Source organism: Novispirillum itersonii (genome assembly GCF_014205675.1).
GTDB lineage: Bacteria > Pseudomonadota > Alphaproteobacteria > Rhodospirillales > Rhodospirillaceae > Novispirillum > Novispirillum itersonii_A.
On record NZ_JACIIX010000005.1, the window covers coordinates 48,631 to 70,607 of the forward strand.

Consider the following 21,977-nt stretch of genomic DNA (forward strand, 5'->3'; position numbering starts at 1 on the left):
GCAAGGCCGACGGGGCGGGTGTGGGCAGAGCCAACAGTCAGATGCACCCACCAGCCCCCTAAACCCCCAGCGCAAACACCGGCCCGTCCCCGGAACCCCGGCGCGGGGTGGCAATCAGGGCCAGCACCACGGCATCGCCGCGGTCGGGGGAGCGGCCGATGCGGGCCTTCAGGTCGTCCTTGCGCTCCACCTGCACTCCGGCGGCGGAGAGGCTCCAGGTCGGGGCGCACAGGTCAGCCCGCAACTGCGGGTCCGGCGGCAGGGCAAGCGGCACCTCCGCCCGGGGGTCCAGCGCCTCGCGCAGGCGCCACCACAGTTCCGCCCGCAGGTTGAGGAAGCCAAGCTGCCCATCCCGCGACACCCCGACCGAGCGCGCCGCGCCGTTGATGCCCAGCGTCTGCACCCCGCTGGACACCAGCACGTCGAACGGGCTGCTGCCCCAGCCGACGATGTCAATCTGCACCGGGGCGGCATCGCGGCGGGCCGCCATCACCTGCCCGGCCAGCGTCGGGCCATCCGGGCTGGCGGTGCCGGGCAGGCAGATCAGCCGGTCAAACCACGGGCCATGGCGGCGGGCGATGATGCTTTCATCCCGCCCGCCGCGCGCCACATCCACCCCCATGCTGTCCATCGGGCCGGGGGCGGGTTTCGGCTGCCAGCGGTCCTGTGCCGCCAGCACCCACGCGGTGGGAATCACCTGCCACGGGTCATCCTCCACCCCCGCCGAAAAGTCGCCCTCCAGCATCTGCGACCGCAGCGGCTCCGGCAGCGATTGCAGGGTGGCCAGATAGCCGCTGTCCATCAGGTAGGGGTTATCGGTGATGCGCGACGGCACAAAGGTGCGGCTGCGCGGGGTGATGATGGCGGTGGCGGGAAAATCACCCGGATCAAAATCATACTCCGGCGCATCGCCCGCCAGAACAAAGGGCCGGGCGTCAGCCACCGCCACATCCCGCCCCTTCACCGTGCCGAACCAGCGGATTTCCCCCGGGCGGGCCGGGTCGGGGTGGGTGCGGTCCAGCCACGGGGCGAAGCAGGCAGTCACCCACTGCCCCTCCGCCGAGGTCGGGGGGTTGAAGGTCAGCAGCGTCGTGCATTTCTGCCCCGGCACCGTGGTGCGGTTCCAGCCCATCAGGAAACGGGCCTGCGATTCCAGAAAGTTGGTGGCCTCGTCCAGCACCAGCAGATCCTTGGCGCGGCCCTGATGCCGGGTTTCGTCGCCGGTGTGCGGCGTCGATCCGAACTCAATCCGGCAGCCCCGGCGGCCATGCCCTTCCAGCCGCCAGACGCTGCGGCCATTGTAGCCATCGCGCCCGCCCAGAAGCTCCGTCAGCCGTTCGATGATGCCGTTCAGCTGCGTCGCCTCCCGCCGGAAGATGGCGGACACCGTGTGCCGGGTCAGGGCCAGCCCACAGGCCAGATCGGTCTTGCCGCCACCCGCCGCCCCGCCGTAGCCGATCACATCCGCCGTGCTGGCATAGGCCACCGTCTGCGGCCCCGGCAGCGGCTGCCACAGCGGCGGGGTGACATCGGCCAGCAGGGCATCCAGCGCCGCCAGATCCCCGGCGGGCAGCCGCGCCAGCACCGCCGCCAGCGCCTGCGGATCGGTCGGCAGCCCGGCCCGCAGCGCCGGGGGCAAAAGAGAGGTCAGGGCGTTCATTCGCCGTCGCCCTCCCCGCCGTCCGCCGCGTCGTCGGCGTCTTCCCCCGGGGCAAGGGCGGCATCGGCGGCCACCGCCGTCAGCAGGCATGACAGGCGGCGGGCGCGTTCCATCTCCGACAGGGTTTCCGACAGCACGCCGCCGCCCTCGCCACTACTGCGCCACAGGCCAAGGTGATGGCCCAGCAGCGTCAGCAGCGGCGTTTTCGGGGCCAGCTTCAGCACAAAATGGCCCTTGCTGTCCCACGCCCAGCCGATGATCGCCCGGCGCGCCGCCAGCGGCAGGGCGGCAATGTCCTCCGGGCTTTCCACCCGCGCCAGATCGGCGGGATCAAAAAACACCATCGCCATCACCTCGCCCAGCACCGCTTCCGGCGTCAGGCCCAGCAGGGTGGCAACGGTGGCGGCGGTGTCAGGGGGAGAGTTTGGGGGGATGTTTTGGGGGGAAGGGTTGGTCTGCATGGTGCGGGATCCTCTATCCGTCAATAACCGATGCGGTTATGATACGGACAGCCCGCCCCCGGCCCCAAACCCGGCGATTTACCGTCAAGCCGAGTCCGTAAAGGTTGCACCCACCATGCCCCCAGCGCCCCCCCGCAACCGCATCCGCCTGCTGCGGGAAGCACAGGGCTGGACCCAGCGCGATCTGGCCGCCCGGCTGGGCTGCACCGGCATGACCGTCTGCCGCTATGAACAGGACGACGACCGCCTGTACCCGTCGCTGATCCGCCAGCTTGCCGAGATCTTCGCCTGCCCCCCGGCGGAGGTGGTGGGCTTCGACCCCGCCCCTCATTCCGAAGGCGGAACGGAGTCATCTGCGGATGTAGATAAGGCCCTGCTGGAACAGGCCCTGCGCACCGCCCACGACTGGCTGAACCGCCAGAACCGCCCGGTGGACATCGCCGACTGGGCCGCCCTCGCCGCTACCCTCTACCGCTCCAGCCCGCGCTGAGACTGGACCGGATCGCAGGCGGAATGATGGGACTGCGGATGTAGGTGGATGTGGGGTTTTGGGAGGGGCTTGGCGGGCTTACGGGCAGGAACCGCCCGGCGGGCGGTGGGGTGCCCCCTTTTTCCAGAAAAAGGGAGCGCCAAAAAGTGGGGGATTAGGGGGTGGGAGGTTCAGGTACACGCTCTTCGAGGCTTTTCAGGCGAAACTTATCGAGGCCTTGCGGCGGATTTCCAGAATAGTAAAACGACTCATCACAAACTAATCCCCCTGGACCCCTTATGGCAAAAGAAGATCCACTAACATTTACATTAAATAAAACAACGGACATGCAATTTGTCTTAAAAAGAGACCCTGATATATCAGTATTTTCAATACTAAAGAATATTATTTTTTTCATATCACCCTTGTCAAATTTTACAAATAAACATTTATCCATCATTGAATTAATAAAGGAACATTCAGAAAGTTTTGCTCCCACCATGACAGAAAAATTATAATTCATACCATCAAATCTAGCCCTTTCAAAATATGCCCCCGAAAAATCTCTCCGATACGGCTGATTCCCCCCCGCAACATCCCCCCATGGAAAATACGGCCCCACCGACCCCAGCCTATTCATCGCAAACTCGACATCCGGCTTAATCTTCTGAGGCTCCTCCTCCTTCGGATGGGACGCATGGCGGACAAAGGCGCACAGCACATCAAGCACCATAATCCGGTCTTCGGGATGGGTGCTTTCCGTCGCCACCGCCCACAGCCCGGCAATTCCGCCCATGCGGATTTCCAAATGGTCCTTATCGCCCAGTTGCTTCACCGCTTCGGTGAACCGCTTGCTCAACTGGTCGCGACGGGTCAGTTCCATCTGATCGCGCGTCAGCGCGATCTGGTCAGTCTGACGGTCAAGCGCCCGCGTCTGGTTGCGGTTCTGCTCGTCCGCCGCCTTCACCCGCCGCCATCCAAACCATGTCAGCAATCCAGATCCCACCAGAACCATGACGTCGCGCAGGATCTTGTAGGCATTGCTGTCAAACGCAAACCCACTTGCCAGCACCAGCCCCAGCATCACCCCGGCCACCAGCGCCCCGCCAAATGGCACCATAAAGGCCCGCTGCCGTCGGCTTAACCCCAACCACCGCCGCTGTCCGCCCATCCCCTGCCCTTTCACTTCAGGCTCCATCCACTGGCAACGGATAGCTGAGAACATCCACGTCAGACAACCCCTGAACGGGGATGCGGCCGATCCTTTTATGAAAGGTCCCCCTCTGATCATTCACACCGGAATGGTCTTTAACACTGCGAACACCCCCCAAGCCTATCCGCTGCTGCGGCAGCGTGATGCCCAAACCGGGGGATCTTTTTCGCAGTGGTTGCCGTGATTTGTGATAAATCCCCGCGTGTCCATCGGGCGATCAGGCCGCCCCTTCGCTCTACCGGGGTCTGGCCTGCGGACCCTGCCATGGCAGCCCATGCCGATGGGCTTCCCTGACGGCTGGAAAACCGGGGTTCCATGGGGCACACCCTGAAGCGGGGTCCCCAAAAAATGGGATCAAACACCTAAGGCCCTTGGCGGGTGCGGGGGGCCCCCGCAGTGCCTCTGCCGTTGACCGGGGCCGGGGGCCTCAGGCTTCGCCGAGGAAGGACTGGACAGTCTGGAGGAAGGAGGCGACGGAAATCGGCTTGGCGATATAGCCATCACAGCCGCCCTCGCGGATTTTTTCCTCGTCGCCCTTCATGGCAAAGGCGGTGACGGCGAGAACCGGAATGTCTTTCAGCTCCGGGTCGGCCTTGATCATCCGGGTGATTTCCAGCCCGGAGATTTCCGGGAGCTGAATATCCATCAGCACCAGATCGGGCCGGTGATCGCGCACAAGGCGCAGGCCATCCATGCCATCCTTGCTTTGCAGGGTCTGGTAGCCGCTGGCTTCCAGCAGATCGCGGAACAGCTTCAGGTTCAGCTCGTTGTCTTCGACAATCAGAACGGTCTTCGACATGGGCAGGATTCAGCTCCGTCCGGAGAGAAGGAACGGACGCGGGGTCCGGCGGCAACACCACAGAGCATAGGGGATTTAGCCATTGTTCGTAAAGACTGAACAGGGCTGTCAACTTTAAAGCGTCTTCAAAATGTCTATCTGAATAGGGTGACACCCCCGGGCTGCCGCCCGGTCCCGTCTGGCCCCAAAAAACGGGGACCCAAGGGCCTACAGGCCCCAAAAAACGGGGATCCAAGGGCCTCCAGGCCCTTGGCGGGCGCGGGTGGAACCCGCAGGTTTCCCCCTCACTCCGCCGGAGCCTCAGCCCGGCGACGGGGCTGTACGGCAGGCCAGCCGGGCCCCGGCCACCCCGAGGATGATCCAGCCGAGGATCAGGCTGCTGCCGCCGACCGGGGCCAGCGCCGTTGTCGGCAGCACGGCAAAAATCAGCCCGTAGAGGGTGCCGCAGAACAGCAGCATCCCGACGGAAAACAGGGCGGCGGCGGCATGCAGCAGGCGGGATGGCTTCCAGACAGACAGGGCGGCGGTGGCGGTCAGCGCGGTGGCGTGCAGGCCCTGTTGCAGGGTGGCTTTGTCCATCAGGCCGACCACATAGTCCCCGGCCCCGGACAGGCCATGGGCGGCATAGGCGGCCATGGCCACCGACAGCGCGCCGTTCAGCCCGGCCCACAGAAACCAGAAAGACGACAGTCTGCGCATCGGGAAAGATCCTTGATGAGGGGGACGGAAAGGCGGATCAGCCGTTGAACTGTTCCGACAGGATCCGTTCTTCCAGATTATGTTCCGGGTCAAACAGCAGGCGCAGGGTGACGGTGCGGTCTTCCGTCACCTCCACCCGGATGACGTTGCGCACTTCGGTGTAATCGGCCACCGCCGACACCGGGCGCTTTTCGTCCTCCAGCACCTCGAAATCCAGCTTGGCGGTGTGCGGCAGGATTGCCCCGCGCCAGCGGCGGGGGCGGAAGGCGGAAATCGGGGTCAGCGCCATCACGTTCGATCCCATCGGCAGGATCGGGCCATGAGCTGACAGGTTATAGGCGGTGGACCCGGCGGCGGAACACACCAGCGCCCCGTCGCAGATCAGCTCTGCCATACGGGTGCGGTCATCGACGCGGATTTTCAGCTTGGCGGCCTGACGGGTCTGGCGCAGCATCGACACTTCGTTGATCGCCAGCGCGATGATGCTTTCGCCGGTGCTGGTGGTGGCGTGCATGCGCAGCGGATACAGGGTGACGGCCTGCGCCCGTGCCAGCCGCCGTGGCAGGTCATCTTCCAGATAGGTGTTGAGCAGGAAGCCGACCGTGCCCCGGTTCATGCCATAGATCGGCTTGTCGAGGATCATATGGCGGTGCAGGGTTTCCAGCATGAAGCCATCGCCGCCGAGGGCCACGATCACATCGGCGCGCTCCGCCGGGGTATGGCCGTAGCGGTGGCGCAGCTTGGTCAGGGCTTGCTGGGCCATCGGGGTATCGGCGGCCGTAAAGCAGATATTCTCGGGGTCCATGACACCGCACGCAGAAGACAGAACTTGGCCGGGAGTATAGAGCGGGTTCTTCTGTCTCCGATAGGGTTTTGTGTCCCCCGCTCTTGCTCTGCCGTCACCGTTGTTACCGCTGTTGGGTGGGGGCGGGGCGTCACACCCCCATCAGCTTGCGGATATGGGCGGCGACGCAGGCGGCCAGCGCCACAATGTCGTAGCCGCCTTCCATCACCGAGACCACCCGGTTGTCGCAGCACTCGGCGGCGACCTGCAACAGTTCCTCGGTCGCCCACACAAAGTCGGCGACGGTCAGGCGCATGTTGGCCATCGGGTCGCGGCCGTGGGCATCAAACCCGGCGGAGATGAACAGGATATCGGGGTTGAAGGCGCGCAGGGCGGGCAGCACCTTTTCCGTCATCGCCGCCCGGAACTCGGCCCCCCCGGCCCCGGCGGGCAGCGGGCAGTTGAGGATGTTGTTGTGCGCCCCACATTCATCGGCCGCCCCGGTACCCGGCCACAGCGGATACTGGTGGGTGGAGGCATAGAAAGCGTCCGGGTCATCCCAGAAAATGTGCTGGGTGCCGTTGCCGTGATGCACGTCCCAGTCCATCACCGCCACTTTCTGGAAGCCGTGGACGGCGCGGGCGTGATAGGCGCCGACGGCGACGTTGTTGAAGAAGCAGAACCCCATGGCGCGTGACCGTTCCGCATGGTGGCCCGGCGGGCGCACGGCGACAAAGGCGTTGCGCACCTGCTTCAGGGCAACGGCATCCACCGCCGCGCAGACCCCACCGGCGGAGCGCAGGGCGGCTTCCCCGGTTTTGGGCGACAGGGTGGTGTCGCCATCAATCGAATGGTGGCCTTCGCGCGGCACCATCCCCATGATCTCTTCAATATAAGACAGCGGATGCACGCGCAGCAGCTGTTCGTGATCGGCATGCGGGGCCTGATCGCGGTGCAGCAGCATAAAATCTTCGCTTTCCAGCATCCGCATCACCCCGCGCAGGCGGTCGGGATGTTCCGGGTGAAAATCGCCCGGTTCGTGCTCGATACAGTCGTGATGCGTAATCAGCAGTGTGCTCATGAACGCGGGACGCCTTTCCGGTCTGTCGTTTCCCCCGGCCTGTCCGGTCCCGGCGCGGTTGATCCGGCCATCGCGGGCAATGCCTGACTCCGGCGGGGGCGGACCCGGCCCGGTGGAATGACACCGGACGGCGGAGTTCCCCCCTCCGCTTACACCCTTTCCGCAACCGGTGGTGACATCGGCGGGGAAAACCCGCCTTTTGGGACTGTCAATCCGGCTGACATTTGCTTTCTTCGCTGGCAGAAATGCCCCGCCCGAACCGGGCGGAGTCTCAGTATAGGCCCGCTCCGGCGGGGGTGACAGTATTTTTGCGGGTATTTTTTTTGCGCGGCGGAGCGGCCTGAGGCGGGTCGTACAGCGGGTTTTTTTATGGCGCGGCAGAGGGGCGGAATTGTCAGACAGTTGTTTTTGCTGACAAAAGCTGACCAGTCAGTCAGGGCCGTTCCGGCCAGAAGAATCAATCGGGTAATTTTAATACACAGTGTTCAGTAAACCGGAATAACGGCGGTTTTCTCTGCTTTTTCCAATGAAAAGAACTGGAAAATGACCCGTAAAGTTGTGGATTTACCGGCGCATGACAACGGTTGGTATATGAATTTTCTAGTGGATTTCGATATGCCTCTTATAAGATAAGAGACGCTCTCAAAGCGCGGGCCAACACCGCGCAACAAAATTACGACTCAGAGCAGACAACATGGAAGCAGATCTTGAAACACTTCAGGAGAATGCGCGTCGGGCCAGCGCACTTCTGAAAGCCATGAGTAACGAGCACCGGCTGATGGTCCTGTGCCAGCTGGGAGCCGGGGAAAAATGCGTCGGCGAGCTGGAAAAGCTGGTCGGCCTCAGCCAGTCGGCCCTGTCGCAGCATCTGGCACGCCTGCGCCGCGACGATCTGGTTAAGACCCGCCGCAGCGCCCAGACCATCTTCTACAGCCTGAAGGGCAAGGAAGCCAGCGCTGTGATCAACACCCTCTATTGCCTGTATTGCGAACCGGAAACCGCCGCCGGGGCGTCTGTCCCGCTGTCCGGGGCCGCTGCCACCGCGTAAACACCGGTTTTTCCCGCCGCCCGGCTGCCCGGCCGGAACACGGGACAGACTCCCTCCTGATAGCCCGCTCCCGGATCCTCCCGGGGGCGGGCTTTCTGTTTTGGGGCTGGTTTTGGGGCTGGTTTTGGGGCTTGCATAATTCGATATTTCGATTATCGTTGAAATATGGAACAGAAAACAGCCGTCTCCGCCTTAGCCGCCCTGGCGCAGGACTCCCGCCTGACCGTTTTCCGCCTGCTGGTGCAGGCCGGTCCGGCCGGGCTTCCCGCCGGGCAGATTGCCGCCGCCAGCGGCATCGCCCCGTCGTCGCTGTCCTTCCACCTGAAGGAACTCAGCCATGCCGGGCTGGTGTCGTCCCGGCAGGAGGGCCGGTTTGTCATCTACACCGCCGCCTTTGCGGTGATGAATGAGCTGATCGGCTTCCTGACGGAAAACTGCTGTGCCGGGGAGCCCTGCGGCCCGACGGCGGCAGTGTGTTGCCCGCCGGAAGCGGGGGGCACCCCCAAACCGGGTTCCGGGTGATTTCCCGATCCCGGATCCCTTTTTGGTCACAACAGGAAAAGAGGAGGTTTGGAGGCTTCCGCCTCCAAACGGGTTCGGGCCGTCGCCCGTTCGCGGCAGCGAAGATTCCCTTCTTCCGACCGTTCCGTAACAGACTCACGTAAGGACTCACACCATGAAGCGCCTGCATGTTCATGTCACCGTGGCGGACCTTGATCAGTCGGTCCGGTTCTATTCCACCCTGTTTGCCGCCCAGCCGACGGTGCTGAAGGACGATTACGCCAAGTGGATGCTGGAAGACCCGCGCGTCAACTTCGCCATCAGTGCCCGGGGCAACGCCATGCCGGGGATTGAACACCTCGGCATTCAGGCCGAAACCGGCGAGGAACTGGCCGATGTGTGGTCCCGCCTGAAAGACGCCGAAGGCCCGGTGCTGGAAGAAGGGGCCACCACCTGCTGCTACGCCAGATCGGAGAAGGCGTGGATCACCGATCCGTCGGGCCTGCCGTGGGAAACCTTCCTGACCACCGGCGAAAGCACCACCTACGGCGACAGCGCGATGATCCGCCCCGGCGCGGGCGGCGCTGAAGGCTCCGCCTGCTGTGTGCCCAGTGCCGACAAAATCGCAGCGGCGCAGAAAACCGCAGAGACCTCCTGCTGTGCCCCGTCCTCCGGCTGCTGCTGACCCATGACCGGCGCAGCCTCTCCCCTGACCCTGACCCGGCTGGCGGCGGCGGATCTGCCGGATCTGGCCGCCGCCCTGACCGCTGCCGGTCTGCCTGCTGATGATATCGGCGGGCCGGACCGGGTGTTCTGGGCCGCCCGCCGCGATGGCGTGCTGATTGGTTTCGGCGGGGTGGAATGCTCCGCCGCCAGCCCGCAGGATGGGCTTCTGCGTTCGGTCGTTATGCTGCCGGAGCAGCGTGGAACCGGGTTGGGGGCGGCGCTGGTCGCCGCCCTGACCGCCGAAGCCCGTTCCCTCGGCCTGCACCGCCTGTGGCTGCTGACCACCAGCGCCGAGCCCTTCTTCCGCCGCCTTGGCTTTGTTGCGCAGGACCGTTCCGCCGCCCCGGCGGTGGTGACGACCAGCGCCCAGTTCTCCGGCCTGTGCCCGGCCAGCGCCGTGCTGATGGCCCGCTCTACGGAGGCCGCTTTCATGACCACCATCACCATCTATCATAACCCCGCCTGCGGCACCTCCCGCAACACCTTGGCCCTGATCCGCAACAGCGGCGTGGAGCCGGAGGTGATCGAATACCTGCTCACCCCGCCGGACCGCGCCACCCTGCGCGACCTGATCGCCCGCATCGGCACCCCGGTGCGCGACGTGATCCGCCAGAAGGGCACCCCTTATGCCGGGCTGGGGCTGGACGATCCGGCTGTCTCCGACGACGCCTTGATTGACGCCATGCTGGCCCACCCGATCCTGATCAACCGGCCGATCGTTGTCACCCCGCTGGGGGTGCGGCTGTGCCGCCCGTCGGAGGTGGTGCTGGAAATTCTGCCGGACCCGCAGCAGGGTCCCTTCACCAAGGAAGACGGCGAAGTGGTGATCGACGCCGCCGGAAACCGCGTGACCGCGAAGGCCGGAGGCTGATCATGAGCCTGTTTGAACGGTATCTGTCCCTGTGGGTCGGCCTGTGCATCGTCGCCGGGCTGGGCCTCGGCCACCTGTTCCCCGGCGTGTTCCAGATCATCGCCGCGCAGGAGGTGGCGCAGGTCAACCTGCCGGTCGCCGCCCTGATCTGGCTGATGATCGTGCCAATGCTGCTGAAGATCGACTTCAGCGCCCTCGGCCACGTGCGGGAGCACTGGAAGGGCATGACCATCACGCTGGTCATCAACTGGGCGGTCAAGCCGTTCTCGATGGCGCTGCTCGGCTGGCTGTTTATCGCCACCCTGTTCCGCCCGTGGCTGCCCGCCGAGCAGATCGACAGCTATATCGCCGGGCTGATCCTGCTGGCCGCCGCCCCCTGTACCGCCATGGTCTTCGTGTGGTCGCGCCTGTGCGGCGGCGAACCCCACTACACCCTGACGCAGGTGGCGGTGAACGACATCATCATGGTCTTCGCCTTCGCCCCGCTGGTCGGGCTGCTGCTCGGCGTTGCCGCCGTCACCGTGCCGTGGGCGACGCTGCTGCTCTCCGTGCTGCTGTATATCGTGCTGCCGGTGATCGTCGCGCAACTGTGGCGGCGCACCCTGCTGCGCCGGGGCGGAGACGCCGCCCTTGCCGCCGTGCTGGCCCGCCTGCACCCGGCCTCGCTGCTGGCGCTGCTGTCCACGCTGGTGCTGCTGTTCGGCTTTCAGGGGGAACAGGTGCTGGCCCAGCCGCTGATCATCGCCCTGCTGGCGGTGCCGATCCTGATTCAGGTGTATTTCAACGCCGGGCTGGCCTACTGGCTGTCCCGCCGTTTCGGCGTCGCGTGGTGCGTCGCCGCCCCCGGTGCCCTGATCGGGGCGTCCAACTTCTTTGAACTGGCGGTGGCCGCCGCCATCAGCCTGTTCGGCCTGTCTTCCGGTGCCGCCCTTGCCACCGTCGTCGGTGTGCTGGTGGAGGTGCCGGTGATGCTCTCCGTCGTCAAAATCGTCACCGCCAGTAAGGGCTGGTACGAACGGCGGTAGGGGCTTGTAGGGTTGAGCCTGTTTGTGGGCGCGGCTTTTTGGGCTGTTCATCACAACCGCTGACGGGTCAGGCTTGGGCAGACGCCCAGCGCAGCAGCAGGGGCAGCAGGGTGTCAGCCCCCGGCGGCGGCAGAGCGGTCAGGATCCAGTTGCCGCAGGTGTTACCATCCAGCACCAGCGGGCCATCGGCGGTCAGGGCGATATCCCAGTTGACCAGCGGCAGGCCCGGCAGCAGGGCCATCGCCCGCAGGGCGGCGCTGGCGGCGGCCTCCAGATGCGGCAGCGGGCGCCCGGCCAGCGGCTGGCCGTTCCACGGCACCTGTTGCAGCCGTTGCTGCGGCTGGCCCAGCAGCAGGCCGGGCAGCAGGGTGCCGGAGGCGGGACCGCCGGGGATAACCGTGTGGATAAGTGTGTTCATAACAGGCTGAATACCGGGTGGGACAACCCTGTGGATGGATTGGTCGGCACCCGGTGACCGGCCCAGATCCACCGGCACATACAGGTGCCCCCGCAGGAAGCTGCGCGGCGGCTGCCCCGGCACCGGCAGGCACAGCAGCGCGGAGTGCAGCCACGGGGCCTGTCCCGGCAGGCGGGCGGTGGTCAGGCGCAGCACCGGCAGCGCCCCATTCTCTGGTGCTCCATCCTCTGGCCCCTCGCCCTCTGGCCCGGCAGCGCACAGTGCCGCCAGATCCGGCGCGGCCGTCAGGCGGGGCTGAATCAGCAGATCGTCGCCCAGCCGGGCCGACAGCCGCCCCAGAGCCTCCGCCGCCGGGGCGGGCGGGCGGCCATTCAGGCGCACCAGTCCCGGCCCGAGGCGGTCCAGCGGCCATGCCGCCACGCCGCCGCTGCCGTGGCGCGGCTTAACGAACAGCCGGGCCGGACCTTCCGCCCTCAGCACCGGCGGCAGGGCTGCCGGATCCGCCGGATGCCCGGCAGGCAGCAGCCCCGCTGACAGCAGCCCCCCTGACAGCACCCCCCCTGACAACAACCCCAGTGTCGGCGGCACCGGCACCCCGGCAGCGGCCAGCCGGTCGGCCATCGCCTGTTTGTCGCGCAGGGTCTGGTGATCAGCCGCCGCCCCCAGATACGGCAGCACCAAGGCCGCCGCCCGGCCCGGCAGCGGATGATGCGGGTGTTCTGAAAGAGAGTGTTCTGAAAACCAGTGCCGCCACAGCCAGCATTCCAGCGGATCAGCCCCGCTGGCCCAGCAATCGGCCAGCAGCCGCGCCGCCTGCGGCCCCGGCAGCGGCGACAGCAGCGAACGGCGGCGCAGAAACCCGGCGACCAGCACCGGCACCGCCACCGCCCACAGCAGCGGCGACAGCAGCGGCAGCAGCCCGGCCAGCAGCCACCCGGCCCGGCCCCGGCGGCGCAGCCGGTCCCGCAGCCGCGCCCGCCCCCACCGGCGCAGGGCCAGAGCATCGGACCGGCCAAGCCCCAGCCCGTCCAGCGGCAGGCGCATCCGCAGCCATGGTGTCATCCGGGTGCCTTTCCCTGCCCTGTTTCCGGCACTGTTTCACATCCCGCCTGCCGGTACAACCGCAGGGCCGGAGGGGGAAAGCCCCCCGGCCCAGTCTGATCAGGCCGTGATATACTCCCCCTCATAACAGATCAGATAGGGGATGGTCAGATACGGCTGGCGGTTTTCATGGGGCTTGGACTCCCCCGGATACTGCGACAGCGTACCCTTATGCAGGGTGCGGTCCGCAGTCTGATCGGGGTTATACCGCTTGCCCTGTCTGGTCTTGGGTACGGACATCGGGGTATAATGCACCGGCACCCCCAGCCAGTTTCCTGTCGGCTCGTTGGTTGCCAGAGTAAAGTTGGCAATCCGTCCGGACAATATATGGTCATGCCTTGGCATCTGGGCGGGGGTCAGCGTGACTTCCGGCTCTCCGGTTTTTTCACCGATCTTCAGCGACGGCTGCGACACCCCGTTCCCCCCGGCCCCACAGACAACGTATTGGCGCAGATCCGGCACGGCAAACGTCCGCCTCCGGTGATCCCCGCCATAAAGCCTTCCGATCGTAGTGAATAATGCGACATACTTTTGGTCATCCTGACTGTACTCTTTGCCATCACAGAACAGCCACCCAACCGGAGCGTAAGAGGATGCCATCACCCGGACTTCACCGATAAATCCATTGTACATGGTTACACCCCCCTTATTCAGGCATTTTTGCATAACAGATAATATACGTCATCGCGGCTGTCGGCATGATATTGTTATGCCACATCCCCTCTCCGGTCGTCTCAATTGAAAACCGCATCAGGGACAGAGAGTCCTCCCCTTCAGCAACCACCTTACTGGTATAGGCGGCAGGCCACCCACCGGAGATCGCCTCCATATTGGCCAGAACCGTTCCACCGTCCTTGGTATTGCGGTTGATGTAACTGGTGGTCCCGACGGTATTGCTGACGTTGACCTGATGACTGTGCGGCGGCAGACCGTGGACCGGAATCTCTGCGATGGTATTGCCGCCCCGTTCCCCAAGCCGCCGCGCCGTCAGGCCCGGCCCGGAGCCCACCCCCACCGGCACCACGCCCCGCAGGTCCGGCAGAAAGAAGATCCCTCCATCCTCCCCATATGTGCCACCGATGACGCTATACAGGGGAAGGTAATCATCCCTGGACACCCCCTGTCCGTCGCAACGCATCCATCCCGCCGGAATGTACTCCCCCGCGATCAGGCGGATTTCACCGACGGTTTCTCCCACTTTCCCCATGACACGATCCTTTCTTCTGTCATCCCAATATCGTCCCTGTCCCGGCCTTCAGGACTGGGGCGGATACGCCCCCTGTACGCAGATGCAGTAATTCAGGACAACAAAGGGCTGCATATTATTGTGCCCTTCTCCTTTCCCGGTTACCGAGACACTCTCCGGATGCAGGGATACCCTGTCGGGAATCTCTCCGGTCACATCGGCATAGACCTTGGCGGGCATGGCTGAGTCGGATGGCATGGTTGACAGAAGGCCTTTTGCCATCGTCACGCTGGTCCCCGCTTTGCTGTAACCGGCAACCAGATGGGTGTGGGGCGGCGTGGTGGCCACGGTCAGCATCACCTTTTCCTCGCCACCGGCGTAACCGGGGTTCCCTGCATTCCCCCGGTTCCCTGTCTGGTTGACCGCCCCCATCACCACCCGCCCCCGGAGATCCGGGAGTTTGAATTTGCGGCCATCACTGCCATAGGAGGATCCTATGAGCTTATAAAGGGCAGTGTGCTTTGACACATCCATCACCTGCCCTTCACAGGGGAGCCAGCCAGACGGGATGGTTTCAGAGGCGAAGAGCCTGATTTCCCCCAGATAATTTTCAGCCATTGCACCTGTCATCCTTATGTTCAGGGTCCATGATTCAAAAAACGCGATCCTTGATTGATAAAATTCAACCTACTCTTCCCCCTGCGACTTTCTACCCATAAAATTGCATTTTCTTTATATATGCACCTTTAAGTGTATCACTATCCCCCTGAGAAACCTGAGAACCGCCTCCGGACCGGTGGCGCAGAAAACACCCTTGAGATGCAGAGTTTCCGCACAGATATTTCTCACCGGAAACAACGCTGCCCACGGCTGAGGCACAAAAAAGCCCCGCCGGGCAGAGCACCCGACGGGGCCACAAAACAAGCCGGACAGCCGTTTTCCGCCCGGTTACGGGCGCACCGGAAATTCGCCGTTCCAGCAGATGAAATAACCCAGCGTCAGCGTCGGCTGGCTGTTGTCATGCTCTGCCGCTGCCTCCGGGTTGCCGCCATGCTTCGACAGGGTCGCAGGATGCAGCTGGACGTTTTTGGCAGTCCCGCCAATGGCATAGCGCCGGGCCTGCTGGATTTTCGTGGTGGCGTTGGGGGTTTTGTAAACCGGCACCCCCAGCCAGTTATCCCCCGGCTCATTCACCGCGTCGGCAAAGGGAAACACCTTCCCGCCCAGAGTATGGGTATGAACCGGCATCTCGCTGGACTTCAACGCAACCGTCGCCGTCCCGGTGGCCTCCGCCAGCTGTAGCGCAGGGAGATCATTTCCATCGGCCCCCACCCCCACCGGCAAGGCCCCAACCAGGTTCGGCACCGCAAAGGTTCCCTTCTCAGGGCTACCGCCATAACGATTGCCAATAATGGCAAACAGCAGAGTGTAGTCCGCCTGACGGTAGGCTGTGCCATCACACAGAAACCATCCTTCCGGGGCAAATCCAATCGCCATCGCCCGGATTTCCCCAACAAAGGCATCAGCCATTTTTGTCTTCTCCTGCTGAAAACCGCCCGGCCTTACGGGTGCGACGGAAAAATCCCTGTGGTGGCGATGATGTAGTGAAGGCCCAGACCGGGCATGAGATTGCTATGCCCCTTCCCTTCCCCACTGCTGTCAATCGTGCCCTCCGCAAGCATCTGGACCGGACTGTTAAGCGCCTTAGTCTTATCAGTATAGGCGGCAACCGTACCGCCGGAGATGGTCGCCATATTGGTCAAAACGGGATCGCCAGACCCCGACTTCTGGAATCTGGGGGATATCCCCTCCTGATTGCTGACGGTCACGGTGTGACTGTGGGCGGGCAGATTTTCCACGCCCAGCACCACGGCACTGACCCCACCGGTGGCGGCAATGGTGCGGGGGGTCAGGCCCGGCCCTGCTCCCTGCCCGATGATCACCCGGCCCCGCAGGTCCGGCAGGCCGAACGTCCTGACGCCATTCCCGCCATAGCTGGTCCCGATCAGCGTATACAGGGCTTCATACTGCGCAATCAGCTGTAGGCTGCCATCACAGAAACTCCAGCCAGCCGGTGCAAATGTTCCGGAAAACAGACGGATCTCTCCGACATACGGATACATGGGCGTACCCCTTTCTCAGGTTAAAGCGCTTTCAGCAGACATGACTCCCCCGCCCCCCTGGCGGGGCCGGAATCGCTACGGACGCGTCGGATAGATCCCGCTGATGCAGACACAGGGGTTGCTCACCAGAAAAGGCTGCATGTTCTCGTGCGGAAGTCCCCCCCCGACGGTGGAAACACTGCCCGCATTCAGCACGGACGGCTTGGGAATGGTAGTGCCGGCGCCGTCATAGACCATCGCGGTCAGCCCGGGTGAGGTCGGCGGGAACGCTGCCGAGGCCAGAACGGCCCCCCCCATCGGCACGACGGTCCCCTCCGCGCTGGTGCCATGAACCCTGTGGCCATGGTTCGGGGTCATGGCGGCGGTCAGGGTCGCTCTTTCAGTCCCCGAGACATACCCGCGCACCCCCGGTGTGGTGTTGGGGCCCTGAAATGTCTTCGCCCCCAGAATCGCCCGGCCCCGCAGATCCGGCAGCCCGAACGTGGTCTGGCCATCACCGCCGAAGGCCGTGCCGAACAGGGAATACAGCGCCTGATACTGCCTGATCTGCACAAGGCTTCCGTCACACAGGGCCCAGCCCCGTGGAGCCCAGGGGAACGGAAAAACCCGGATTTCTCCGAGTATTGGATCTGACATAGTTGCTCTCCTCGCCAGCGCGGATCCGGTCATGAACGCGAACCCGCAAGACATGATGACGAGACATGAATACACTGAATAAGAGTAATGAGTCTAAATTTAACTTAATGAGTGCAACCAACAACGCTTTTCCAGAAATATTCCTAACTAATTTATTTTAAACACTTTTTTATGATATCAGACGAGGTTACCGCACACAAAAAACACCTTATACGGGTTTTTACTCCCCATAAACATGTCTGGACAGACAGACCTGCCACACCCCCACACAGACACTCCCCCCGCCCGGAGATCCCGGCGGGGGGAGGAAACCCCTGACGGTCAGGGGAAAGGCCGGTGAAAACAGGCAGAGCGTTTTCCACAGAAGAACCACCGTTCTTTCCTGCGGAAAACGCGCTGCCCCGCCGGGCCACTCCCGCGTGTTACGGGCGCGACGGCCAGGTCCCCTCCGAGCAGATAAAATAGGCAACCGTCTGATACGGCTGGCAGTTCTCATGGGCCTGAGGGGTACTCACCCCCGCAGTACCGAGAGTCCTTGAATTCAGGTGAACGTCATGCGTCCCCGGCGGCACCTCATACCGCTTGCCCTGCTGGGTTTTCGGCGTGCTGTTGGGGGTCTGGTAGGTCGGCACCCCCAGCCAGTTGTTGGCGGGCGTGTTAACCGACTGAATATGCGGCCCCATTTTGCCGTTCAGGGTATGGCTATGCAGCGGCAGGGGGCTGGAGACAGTGGCATGACCACTCTTATTCCCCTGCCCCAAAGCGAAACCGCTGATAAGATCCGTACCAAGGCCGACCACCACGCGGCTGCGCAGGTCCGGCACGCCAAACTGACCGGACTGCGGAGAACCGCCATACAGGTAGCCAATCACCGCATGCAGAGGCACGTAGGTCTGTATGGAATGGAGTGAACCATCGCACAGCATCCACCCCTGCGGGACAAAGGAATAGGGCAGGGCCCGGATTTCACCGATAAATGCGTCAGCCATTCTTGTTCTCCCTGCCTTTACGGACGTTGCGGATAAAGGCCCTGCAGGGCGATGATGTAACGCATCCCCATGCTGGGCATGATGTTTTCGTGGGGCTGAATTGTGCCGACAGCTTCAATGGCATCCTCCATCACCTGCGGCTGATTGGCCGCCGCCACGGTGGCATCGGTATAGGTGGCAACGGTCCCGCCGGAAACCGGGGCCATGTTGGCCAGAACGACACTCCCGCTGGCCCCGGGGGCGGGCAGCGCGTTCGGGCTGGTACCGTCCTGATTGCTGACGGTAAAACTGTGGGTATGGGCAGGCATATTGGCAACCTCCAGGCTGACCACAGCCTTGCCCCCTGTCTGCCCCACCGCCCTGACGGTCAGACCCGTCCCGGCCCCGGCCCCGACAGCCACCCGGCCCCCCAGGTTCGGCAGCGCGAAATTCGTACGGCCATCCCCGCCATAGGTGACCCCGATCAGGGAAAACAGGACCTGATTGCTGGCGAGCGACAGCAACTGGCCATTGCAGTCGGCCCAGCCCTCCGGCGCGTAGGGACCGGCGAAAAGACGGATTTCTCCGAGATAACAGTCCACCATTGAAAACCTCTCTCATGGTCTTCCGGCGCAGGCTTCCCGGCGGAGGCACATATCCTGTGCAGCCGTGAAAGCATCTTCGCCTCTTGAAATCGTGTCGTCGTTCTGCCCGGCCGGTCAGGACCGCTCCGGGAACAGGCCGGACGTACAGATGCAGTACTGAAGCACCTGAAACGGCTGCATGTTCTCATGCGCGGCACCGGCACCGGCGACAGACACCGTGCCGGAATTGAGCATTGCCGGATTGGGGATCGCCCCGGAAGCAACCCCGTACACCTTCGCGGCAAAGGCCGCCGGGGTCACCACCGACGCCAGCCCGCCCCCCGTCATCGGCACGCTGTTCCCCGACGCTGTGTGGGCCGTCACCACATGGTTATGCAGCAGCAGGTTCGCTGGGGTCAGGGCAACGGTTTCGGCCCCACCCTTATAGCCCTGACTCCCCGGGGTGGTGCCCGGTCCGAACGCGTACTGCGCCCCGTAGATCACCCGGCCGCGCAGATCCGGGATATTGAACTTGGTTTTCCCGTCCCCGCCATAGTTCGTCCCCAGCAACACATACAGCCCCTGATTCTGGGCAATCAGAAGCTCCCGCCCGTCGCAGGGGATCCAGTTGATCGGGGCCCAGTTAAACGGAAAAGCCCGGATTTCCCCGAGCATATAATCAGCCATGCCTCGCTCTCCTTAACCAAGGGATGTCCATTCAGCGAAGAACACCCTTAAAGTTTGTGCGAAATTATTAATACACTATATAGGGGCATATTTTCTAAAAATAACTTTATACGGGCAATTCCTCCCCACTCTTACGCGAGTGAACAGTGCCTTGAGAGAAATAGATTTTTTAGAGTGTCTTCCGTCGGGATGCGCAAAAAAAACATCCCCTGCGGGTACGCAACCCGCCGAATTATGTCCATTCAGACATAATCTGATCGTCCTCAGCCCACCGCCGCACATGCAAAAACCCCCGCCCGGAGACAGACCGGGCGGGGGCATTCCCCTGAGACAGAACAGCGATCATCCTGAAAAGCCGGGACAGGCGCGGACAGTCTCAGCCGACGGCCCTGTACGGCCCCCTGTCAGGATCCGATTTTGACATCTCCCGGAGTGCTTTCCATGGTTGAGGAGGTCTTGCGGGTCATTTCCACCGACACATCCTCGATCCCCGGCGGCAGCCACTGGCAGCGGCCCACAGCGGAGACCGCGCCCTTTTCCTCCGCCACACCCGCCTGCTGATCATTCGCGACCATCGTCTTTACCCTTTTTGCCTGTTCCACCCTGAATCCTTGCCGCAACAGGAGTATCCTGACCACGGATACCCCATCCACAGATGCAGACAAAAAACAGCTTAAAGTTGCTTTTAAAAAATGACCACCCCTTAAATACGATTTATCCGCCACAGAACACCTGCCTGAGAACAACCTATGATAAACAATCAAACCGTTGATACGATGATAAGTCCTTGATATCGTCCCCCGGAAGGATGGGCACATCCGCCCTTCCGAAGCGAAAAACTGATCCTTCATGCCCCTTTACCGCGTTTTTGGCCTGACAGTTCTGTCTGATTTTCCCCTGCCCGGCGTGCTGGAGGCGGAGCCCCCCTTTGCGGCACCGGACATCCATGTCCGCCGTGCCGCTGTGCCCGCCCGGCTGACGGATCCGCTGGTGACCGGGCCGTTCTGGCAGGTGGACCGGCAGGCGGTGCTGCTGTCGATCCCCGAGATCGGCAGCCTGCTGGCGCGGGATGGTCAGACACTGGATGTGGACCCCGCCGACGGGCTGGAGGACCTGCTGCCGTTTGCCATGGGCACCGGCATGGCCGCCCTGCTGTACCAGCGCGGCAATCTGGTGCTGCATGCGGCGACGGTCGCCATCAACGGGCGGGCGGTGCTGCTGTGCGGCAAAAGCGGCCTTGGCAAATCGACACTGGCGGCCACCCTGTGCCGGCAGGGCGGCACCCTGATCAGCGATGATCTGGCGCGGATCACCCTTGACGGTAACGGTCAGCCGCAGGTCTGGCCCGACGGGCGGATGCTGAAACTGTATCCGTCATCAATCCAGCGGCTGGCGCTGGCCGGGCAGCAGGGGCGGGAAATCCGCCCCGGGGTCGGCAAATACTATGTTGCACCGCCGACGCCCCCGGCCCCCGGCCCGCTGCCGGTGGCCGCCGCCTATGCCCTGACCCGGGAGCTTCCCGGCGCACCCGCCGGGATCCGGCAGTTTACCGGGCTGGACCGGGCGCAGGCCCTGCTGAACTGGAGTTACCGCCACCGCCTTGCCATGGCCATGGCCCGCACCGGGCGCACCGGCCTGCTGACCCAGACGGTGGCGATGCAGGACCGGGTCCCCCTGTTCCGCCTGACCCGCCCGCAGGATCTGGCGGCGGTCGATGATCTGGCCACCGGCCTGCTGCACCACCTGCAAAGCCTGCCTCCCGCCTGCGGGGGCGCGGCATAATGGCCGCTCCTGCCTTTCCGCGCGGGCTGGTGTGGCTGGCCTCCTACCCCAAATCCGGCAACACCTGGCTGCGGATCCTGCTGGCCAATCTGTCTGCGGTTCTGGAAGGCGCCCGGACCGGGCAGGATATCAACGCCCTGACCCTGCCGATGGAGGTTGCCAACCACCGCGATCTCTTTCTGGATGATACCCTGCTGGACCCCACCCTGCTGACAGCGGCGGAAATCAACGGCCTGCGCCCGGACCTGTATGCCTACTGGGCGGCACAGGCCCCCGGGCCGCTGTTTGTGAAATCCCACGATCCGTACCTGCATACCACCCGCGGCAGGCCGGTTGTGGGCTCCGCAGGACGGGCGGCGGTCTATGTGGTGCGCGACCCCCGCGACGTGGTGATTTCCTACGCCCACCACAGCAACAGCACTGCCGATGCGATGATCACGATGCTGACCGACCCCGCTGCCGCCCCGCCCGGCCCCGAGGCCCCGTTTGGCCGCCTGCCGCAGCGGCTGGGCGGCTGGGCCGACCACGTCACCGGCTGGCTGGACCAACGCGACCTGCCGGTGCATCTGGTCCGCTACGAAGATCTTCTGGCCGACACCCCGGGGGAATTTACCCGCCTGCTGGCCTTCCTCGGGATCGCTGCCCCGGCAGCGGCAGTGCGGCAGGCAGTGGAGTTTTCCGCCTTCCGCCGCCTGCAACAGCAGGAACAGGCCGGGGATTTCATCGAACGGCATGGCGACAGCCCGTTCTTCCGGCAGGGCAAGGCCGGGGGCTGGCGCGGGACGCTGACCCCGGCCCAGATCATCGCCATCGAAACCGCCACCGCGCCGGTGATGGACCGGCTGGGCTACACACGGGAGTACCCCCCATGACAACCGGACAGATCTGCCGCAGCCAGAGCATCCTGACCGTTGAAACAGAGGACAGCGTGATTGCCCTGAACGTTGACAGCGGCCTTTACCACGGTCTGGACGGCAGCGCCCCCCGCATCTGGGCCCTGCTGGCGGAACCGACCACCCCGGAGGCGGTGGTGAACGCCCTGCTGGCTGACTTCGACATCGACCGCGACACCTGCACCGCGCAGGTCACCGCCTTCCTTGACGGGCTGCGCCAGCGCGGCCTGCTGACCGACCTGCCCTGACCCTCCCTGCTGAT

Annotated in this window: 27 protein-coding genes; 9 read left to right on the plus strand and 18 right to left on the minus strand. The window is 63.9% G+C overall.

The features are described 5' to 3' along the window. Window positions 1-58 precede the first annotated feature (58 nt). The gene (locus FHS48_RS08150; RefSeq protein WP_184263069.1) at window positions 59-1,660 is read right to left on the minus strand and encodes a terminase; all 1,602 of its coding nucleotides are present in this window, start codon (window positions 1,658-1,660) and stop codon (window positions 59-61) included. Then, window positions 1,657-2,121, minus strand: coding sequence for a hypothetical protein (locus tag FHS48_RS08155; protein WP_184263070.1), 465 nt, complete (start codon window positions 2,119-2,121; stop codon window positions 1,657-1,659). The genes FHS48_RS08150 and FHS48_RS08155 overlap by 4 nt, the downstream gene beginning before the upstream one ends. Window positions 2,122-2,236: 115 nt before the next feature. On the opposite strand from FHS48_RS08155, the gene FHS48_RS08160 reads away from it, so the two are divergent. Beyond that, window positions 2,237-2,611 carry a helix-turn-helix domain-containing protein gene (locus tag FHS48_RS08160; protein WP_184263071.1) on the plus strand — a complete coding sequence of 125 codons (375 nt, stop codon included), beginning with the start codon at window positions 2,237-2,239 and terminating at the stop codon, window positions 2,609-2,611. Between the two features lie 154 nt (window positions 2,612-2,765). On the opposite strand, the gene FHS48_RS08165 is transcribed toward FHS48_RS08160, so the two are convergent. The 5 genes from FHS48_RS08165 to FHS48_RS08185 all read right to left on the minus strand — a co-directional run bounded on the left by FHS48_RS08165 (window position 2,766) and on the right by FHS48_RS08185 (window position 7,166). Then, complete coding sequence (locus FHS48_RS08165) at window positions 2,766-3,815, minus strand: hypothetical protein (RefSeq protein WP_184263072.1); 1,050 nt, start codon at window positions 3,813-3,815, stop codon at window positions 2,766-2,768. A gap of 415 nt (window positions 3,816-4,230) precedes the next feature. Then, window positions 4,231-4,602 carry a response regulator gene (locus FHS48_RS08170; protein WP_184263073.1) on the minus strand — a complete coding sequence of 124 codons (372 nt, stop codon included), beginning with the start codon at window positions 4,600-4,602 and terminating at the stop codon, window positions 4,231-4,233. Window positions 4,603-4,902: 300 nt separating this feature from the next. Next, window positions 4,903-5,301, minus strand: a complete 399-nt coding sequence (locus tag FHS48_RS08175) for a DUF423 domain-containing protein (RefSeq protein WP_184263074.1) — start codon at window positions 5,299-5,301, stop codon at window positions 4,903-4,905. A 37-nt stretch (window positions 5,302-5,338) separates the two neighbouring features. Then, window positions 5,339-6,106, minus strand: coding sequence for an NAD kinase (locus FHS48_RS08180; protein ID WP_184263075.1), 768 nt, complete (start codon window positions 6,104-6,106; stop codon window positions 5,339-5,341). A gap of 130 nt (window positions 6,107-6,236) precedes the next feature. After that, a complete protein-coding gene (locus FHS48_RS08185) occupies window positions 6,237-7,166 on the minus strand; it encodes a histone deacetylase family protein (RefSeq protein WP_184263076.1) in 930 nt (309 codons plus the stop codon). Window positions 7,167-7,860: 694 nt separating this feature from the next. Here FHS48_RS08185 and FHS48_RS08190 point away from each other — a divergent pair. From FHS48_RS08190 to arsB, 5 genes are all read left to right on the plus strand, one after another. Next, window positions 7,861-8,214: an ArsR/SmtB family transcription factor gene (locus FHS48_RS08190; protein WP_184263077.1), complete on the plus strand. Its 354-nt coding sequence runs from the start codon at window positions 7,861-7,863 to the stop codon at window positions 8,212-8,214. 165 nt (window positions 8,215-8,379) lie between these two features. Further along, window positions 8,380-8,736 carry an ArsR/SmtB family transcription factor gene (locus FHS48_RS08195; protein WP_184263078.1) on the plus strand — a complete coding sequence of 119 codons (357 nt, stop codon included), beginning with the start codon at window positions 8,380-8,382 and terminating at the stop codon, window positions 8,734-8,736. A gap of 154 nt (window positions 8,737-8,890) precedes the next feature. Beyond that, complete coding sequence (locus FHS48_RS08200) at window positions 8,891-9,400, plus strand: ArsI/CadI family heavy metal resistance metalloenzyme (protein WP_184263079.1); 510 nt, start codon at window positions 8,891-8,893, stop codon at window positions 9,398-9,400. 3 nt (window positions 9,401-9,403) lie between these two features. Continuing rightward, on the plus strand, window positions 9,404-10,312 hold the full coding sequence (gene arsC / locus FHS48_RS20665) for an arsenate reductase (glutaredoxin) (protein WP_184263080.1): 909 nt from the start codon (window positions 9,404-9,406) through the stop codon (window positions 10,310-10,312). 2 nt (window positions 10,313-10,314) lie between these two features. After that, window positions 10,315-11,337, plus strand: a complete 1,023-nt coding sequence (arsB, locus tag FHS48_RS08210) for an ACR3 family arsenite efflux transporter (protein WP_184263081.1) — start codon at window positions 10,315-10,317, stop codon at window positions 11,335-11,337. A gap of 67 nt (window positions 11,338-11,404) precedes the next feature. On the opposite strand, the gene FHS48_RS08215 is transcribed toward arsB, so the two are convergent. From FHS48_RS08215 to FHS48_RS08265, 11 genes are all read right to left on the minus strand, one after another. Then, window positions 11,405-12,817: a hypothetical protein gene (locus tag FHS48_RS08215; RefSeq protein WP_184263082.1), complete on the minus strand. Its 1,413-nt coding sequence runs from the start codon at window positions 12,815-12,817 to the stop codon at window positions 11,405-11,407. Window positions 12,818-12,916: 99 nt separating this feature from the next. Then, a complete protein-coding gene (locus FHS48_RS08220; RefSeq protein ID WP_311769107.1) occupies window positions 12,917-13,522 on the minus strand; it encodes a phage tail protein in 606 nt (201 codons plus the stop codon). Then, the gene (locus tag FHS48_RS08225) at window positions 13,503-14,063 is read right to left on the minus strand and encodes a phage tail protein (protein ID WP_184263084.1); all 561 of its coding nucleotides are present in this window, start codon (window positions 14,061-14,063) and stop codon (window positions 13,503-13,505) included. The genes FHS48_RS08220 and FHS48_RS08225 overlap by 20 nt, the downstream gene beginning before the upstream one ends. A 48-nt stretch (window positions 14,064-14,111) precedes the next feature. Continuing rightward, window positions 14,112-14,660: a phage tail protein gene (locus tag FHS48_RS08230; protein ID WP_184263085.1), complete on the minus strand. Its 549-nt coding sequence runs from the start codon at window positions 14,658-14,660 to the stop codon at window positions 14,112-14,114. Between the two features lie 330 nt (window positions 14,661-14,990). Beyond that, window positions 14,991-15,572, minus strand: coding sequence for a phage tail protein (locus FHS48_RS08235; RefSeq protein ID WP_184263086.1), 582 nt, complete (start codon window positions 15,570-15,572; stop codon window positions 14,991-14,993). Between the two features lie 32 nt (window positions 15,573-15,604). Continuing rightward, complete coding sequence (locus FHS48_RS08240) at window positions 15,605-16,165, minus strand: phage tail protein (protein WP_184263087.1); 561 nt, start codon at window positions 16,163-16,165, stop codon at window positions 15,605-15,607. Window positions 16,166-16,240: 75 nt separating this feature from the next. After that, entirely contained in the window at window positions 16,241-16,855 is a 615-nt protein-coding gene (locus FHS48_RS08245) for a phage tail protein (RefSeq protein ID WP_311769108.1), read from the minus strand. 368 nt (window positions 16,856-17,223) lie between these two features. Further along, entirely contained in the window at window positions 17,224-17,790 is a 567-nt protein-coding gene (locus tag FHS48_RS08250) for a phage tail protein (protein ID WP_184263089.1), read from the minus strand. A 17-nt stretch (window positions 17,791-17,807) separates the two neighbouring features. Beyond that, window positions 17,808-18,374 carry a phage tail protein gene (locus FHS48_RS08255; RefSeq protein ID WP_184263090.1) on the minus strand — a complete coding sequence of 189 codons (567 nt, stop codon included), beginning with the start codon at window positions 18,372-18,374 and terminating at the stop codon, window positions 17,808-17,810. A gap of 114 nt (window positions 18,375-18,488) precedes the next feature. Next, a complete protein-coding gene (locus FHS48_RS08260; RefSeq protein ID WP_184263091.1) occupies window positions 18,489-19,040 on the minus strand; it encodes a phage tail protein in 552 nt (183 codons plus the stop codon). A gap of 404 nt (window positions 19,041-19,444) precedes the next feature. Next, entirely contained in the window at window positions 19,445-19,615 is a 171-nt protein-coding gene (locus FHS48_RS08265; protein ID WP_184263092.1) for a hypothetical protein, read from the minus strand. A gap of 274 nt (window positions 19,616-19,889) precedes the next feature. On the opposite strand from FHS48_RS08265, the gene FHS48_RS08270 reads away from it, so the two are divergent. From FHS48_RS08270 to FHS48_RS08280, 3 genes are read left to right on the plus strand one after another with little or no spacing between them, the layout of a single operon-like run. Continuing rightward, window positions 19,890-20,822 (plus strand): HPr kinase/phosphorylase, encoded by a 933-nt coding sequence (locus FHS48_RS08270; RefSeq protein WP_184263093.1) that lies wholly within the window; start codon window positions 19,890-19,892, stop codon window positions 20,820-20,822. Next, a complete protein-coding gene (locus FHS48_RS08275; protein WP_184263094.1) occupies window positions 20,822-21,694 on the plus strand; it encodes a sulfotransferase domain-containing protein in 873 nt (290 codons plus the stop codon). The genes FHS48_RS08270 and FHS48_RS08275 overlap by 1 nt, the downstream gene beginning before the upstream one ends. After that, a complete protein-coding gene (locus tag FHS48_RS08280) occupies window positions 21,691-21,963 on the plus strand; it encodes a PqqD family protein (protein ID WP_184263095.1) in 273 nt (90 codons plus the stop codon). Before FHS48_RS08275 ends, FHS48_RS08280 begins: the two co-directional genes overlap by 4 nt. Window positions 21,964-21,977: the final 14 nt, after the last annotated feature.

Coding starts and splice junctions, on each gene's coding strand:
- FHS48_RS08220 (WP_311769107.1), bottom strand. CDS start 13,522: ATGCAAAAATGCCTGAATAAGGGGGGTGTAACCATGTACAATGGATTT.
- FHS48_RS08260 (WP_184263091.1), bottom strand. CDS start 19,040: ATGGCTGATTATATGCTCGGGGAAATCCGGGCTTTTCCGTTTAACTGG.
- FHS48_RS08200 (WP_184263079.1), top strand. CDS start 8,891: ATGAAGCGCCTGCATGTTCATGTCACCGTGGCGGACCTTGATCAGTCG.
- arsC (WP_184263080.1), top strand. CDS start 9,404: ATGACCGGCGCAGCCTCTCCCCTGACCCTGACCCGGCTGGCGGCGGCG.
- FHS48_RS08215 (WP_184263082.1), bottom strand. CDS start 12,817: ATGACACCATGGCTGCGGATGCGCCTGCCGCTGGACGGGCTGGGGCTT.
- arsB (WP_184263081.1), top strand. CDS start 10,315: ATGAGCCTGTTTGAACGGTATCTGTCCCTGTGGGTCGGCCTGTGCATC.
- FHS48_RS08245 (WP_311769108.1), bottom strand. CDS start 16,855: ATGTCTTGCGGGTTCGCGTTCATGACCGGATCCGCGCTGGCGAGGAGA.
- FHS48_RS08280 (WP_184263095.1), top strand. CDS start 21,691: ATGACAACCGGACAGATCTGCCGCAGCCAGAGCATCCTGACCGTTGAA.
- FHS48_RS08275 (WP_184263094.1), top strand. CDS start 20,822: ATGGCCGCTCCTGCCTTTCCGCGCGGGCTGGTGTGGCTGGCCTCCTAC.
- FHS48_RS08270 (WP_184263093.1), top strand. CDS start 19,890: ATGCCCCTTTACCGCGTTTTTGGCCTGACAGTTCTGTCTGATTTTCCC.
- FHS48_RS08180 (WP_184263075.1), bottom strand. CDS start 6,106: ATGGACCCCGAGAATATCTGCTTTACGGCCGCCGATACCCCGATGGCC.
- FHS48_RS08185 (WP_184263076.1), bottom strand. CDS start 7,166: ATGAGCACACTGCTGATTACGCATCACGACTGTATCGAGCACGAACCG.
- FHS48_RS08250 (WP_184263089.1), bottom strand. CDS start 17,790: ATGGCTGACGCATTTATCGGTGAAATCCGGGCCCTGCCCTATTCCTTT.
- FHS48_RS08155 (WP_184263070.1), bottom strand. CDS start 2,121: ATGCAGACCAACCCTTCCCCCCAAAACATCCCCCCAAACTCTCCCCCT.
- FHS48_RS08225 (WP_184263084.1), bottom strand. CDS start 14,063: ATGGGGAAAGTGGGAGAAACCGTCGGTGAAATCCGCCTGATCGCGGGG.
- FHS48_RS08255 (WP_184263090.1), bottom strand. CDS start 18,374: ATGGTGGACTGTTATCTCGGAGAAATCCGTCTTTTCGCCGGTCCCTAC.
- FHS48_RS08230 (WP_184263085.1), bottom strand. CDS start 14,660: ATGGCTGAAAATTATCTGGGGGAAATCAGGCTCTTCGCCTCTGAAACC.
- FHS48_RS08195 (WP_184263078.1), top strand. CDS start 8,380: ATGGAACAGAAAACAGCCGTCTCCGCCTTAGCCGCCCTGGCGCAGGAC.
- FHS48_RS08160 (WP_184263071.1), top strand. CDS start 2,237: ATGCCCCCAGCGCCCCCCCGCAACCGCATCCGCCTGCTGCGGGAAGCA.
- FHS48_RS08235 (WP_184263086.1), bottom strand. CDS start 15,572: ATGGCTGATGCCTTTGTTGGGGAAATCCGGGCGATGGCGATTGGATTT.
- FHS48_RS08190 (WP_184263077.1), top strand. CDS start 7,861: ATGGAAGCAGATCTTGAAACACTTCAGGAGAATGCGCGTCGGGCCAGC.
- FHS48_RS08150 (WP_184263069.1), bottom strand. CDS start 1,660: ATGAACGCCCTGACCTCTCTTTTGCCCCCGGCGCTGCGGGCCGGGCTG.
- FHS48_RS08165 (WP_184263072.1), bottom strand. CDS start 3,815: ATGTTCTCAGCTATCCGTTGCCAGTGGATGGAGCCTGAAGTGAAAGGG.
- FHS48_RS08265 (WP_184263092.1), bottom strand. CDS start 19,615: ATGGTCGCGAATGATCAGCAGGCGGGTGTGGCGGAGGAAAAGGGCGCG.
- FHS48_RS08170 (WP_184263073.1), bottom strand. CDS start 4,602: ATGTCGAAGACCGTTCTGATTGTCGAAGACAACGAGCTGAACCTGAAG.
- FHS48_RS08240 (WP_184263087.1), bottom strand. CDS start 16,165: ATGTATCCGTATGTCGGAGAGATCCGTCTGTTTTCCGGAACATTTGCA.
- FHS48_RS08175 (WP_184263074.1), bottom strand. CDS start 5,301: ATGCGCAGACTGTCGTCTTTCTGGTTTCTGTGGGCCGGGCTGAACGGC.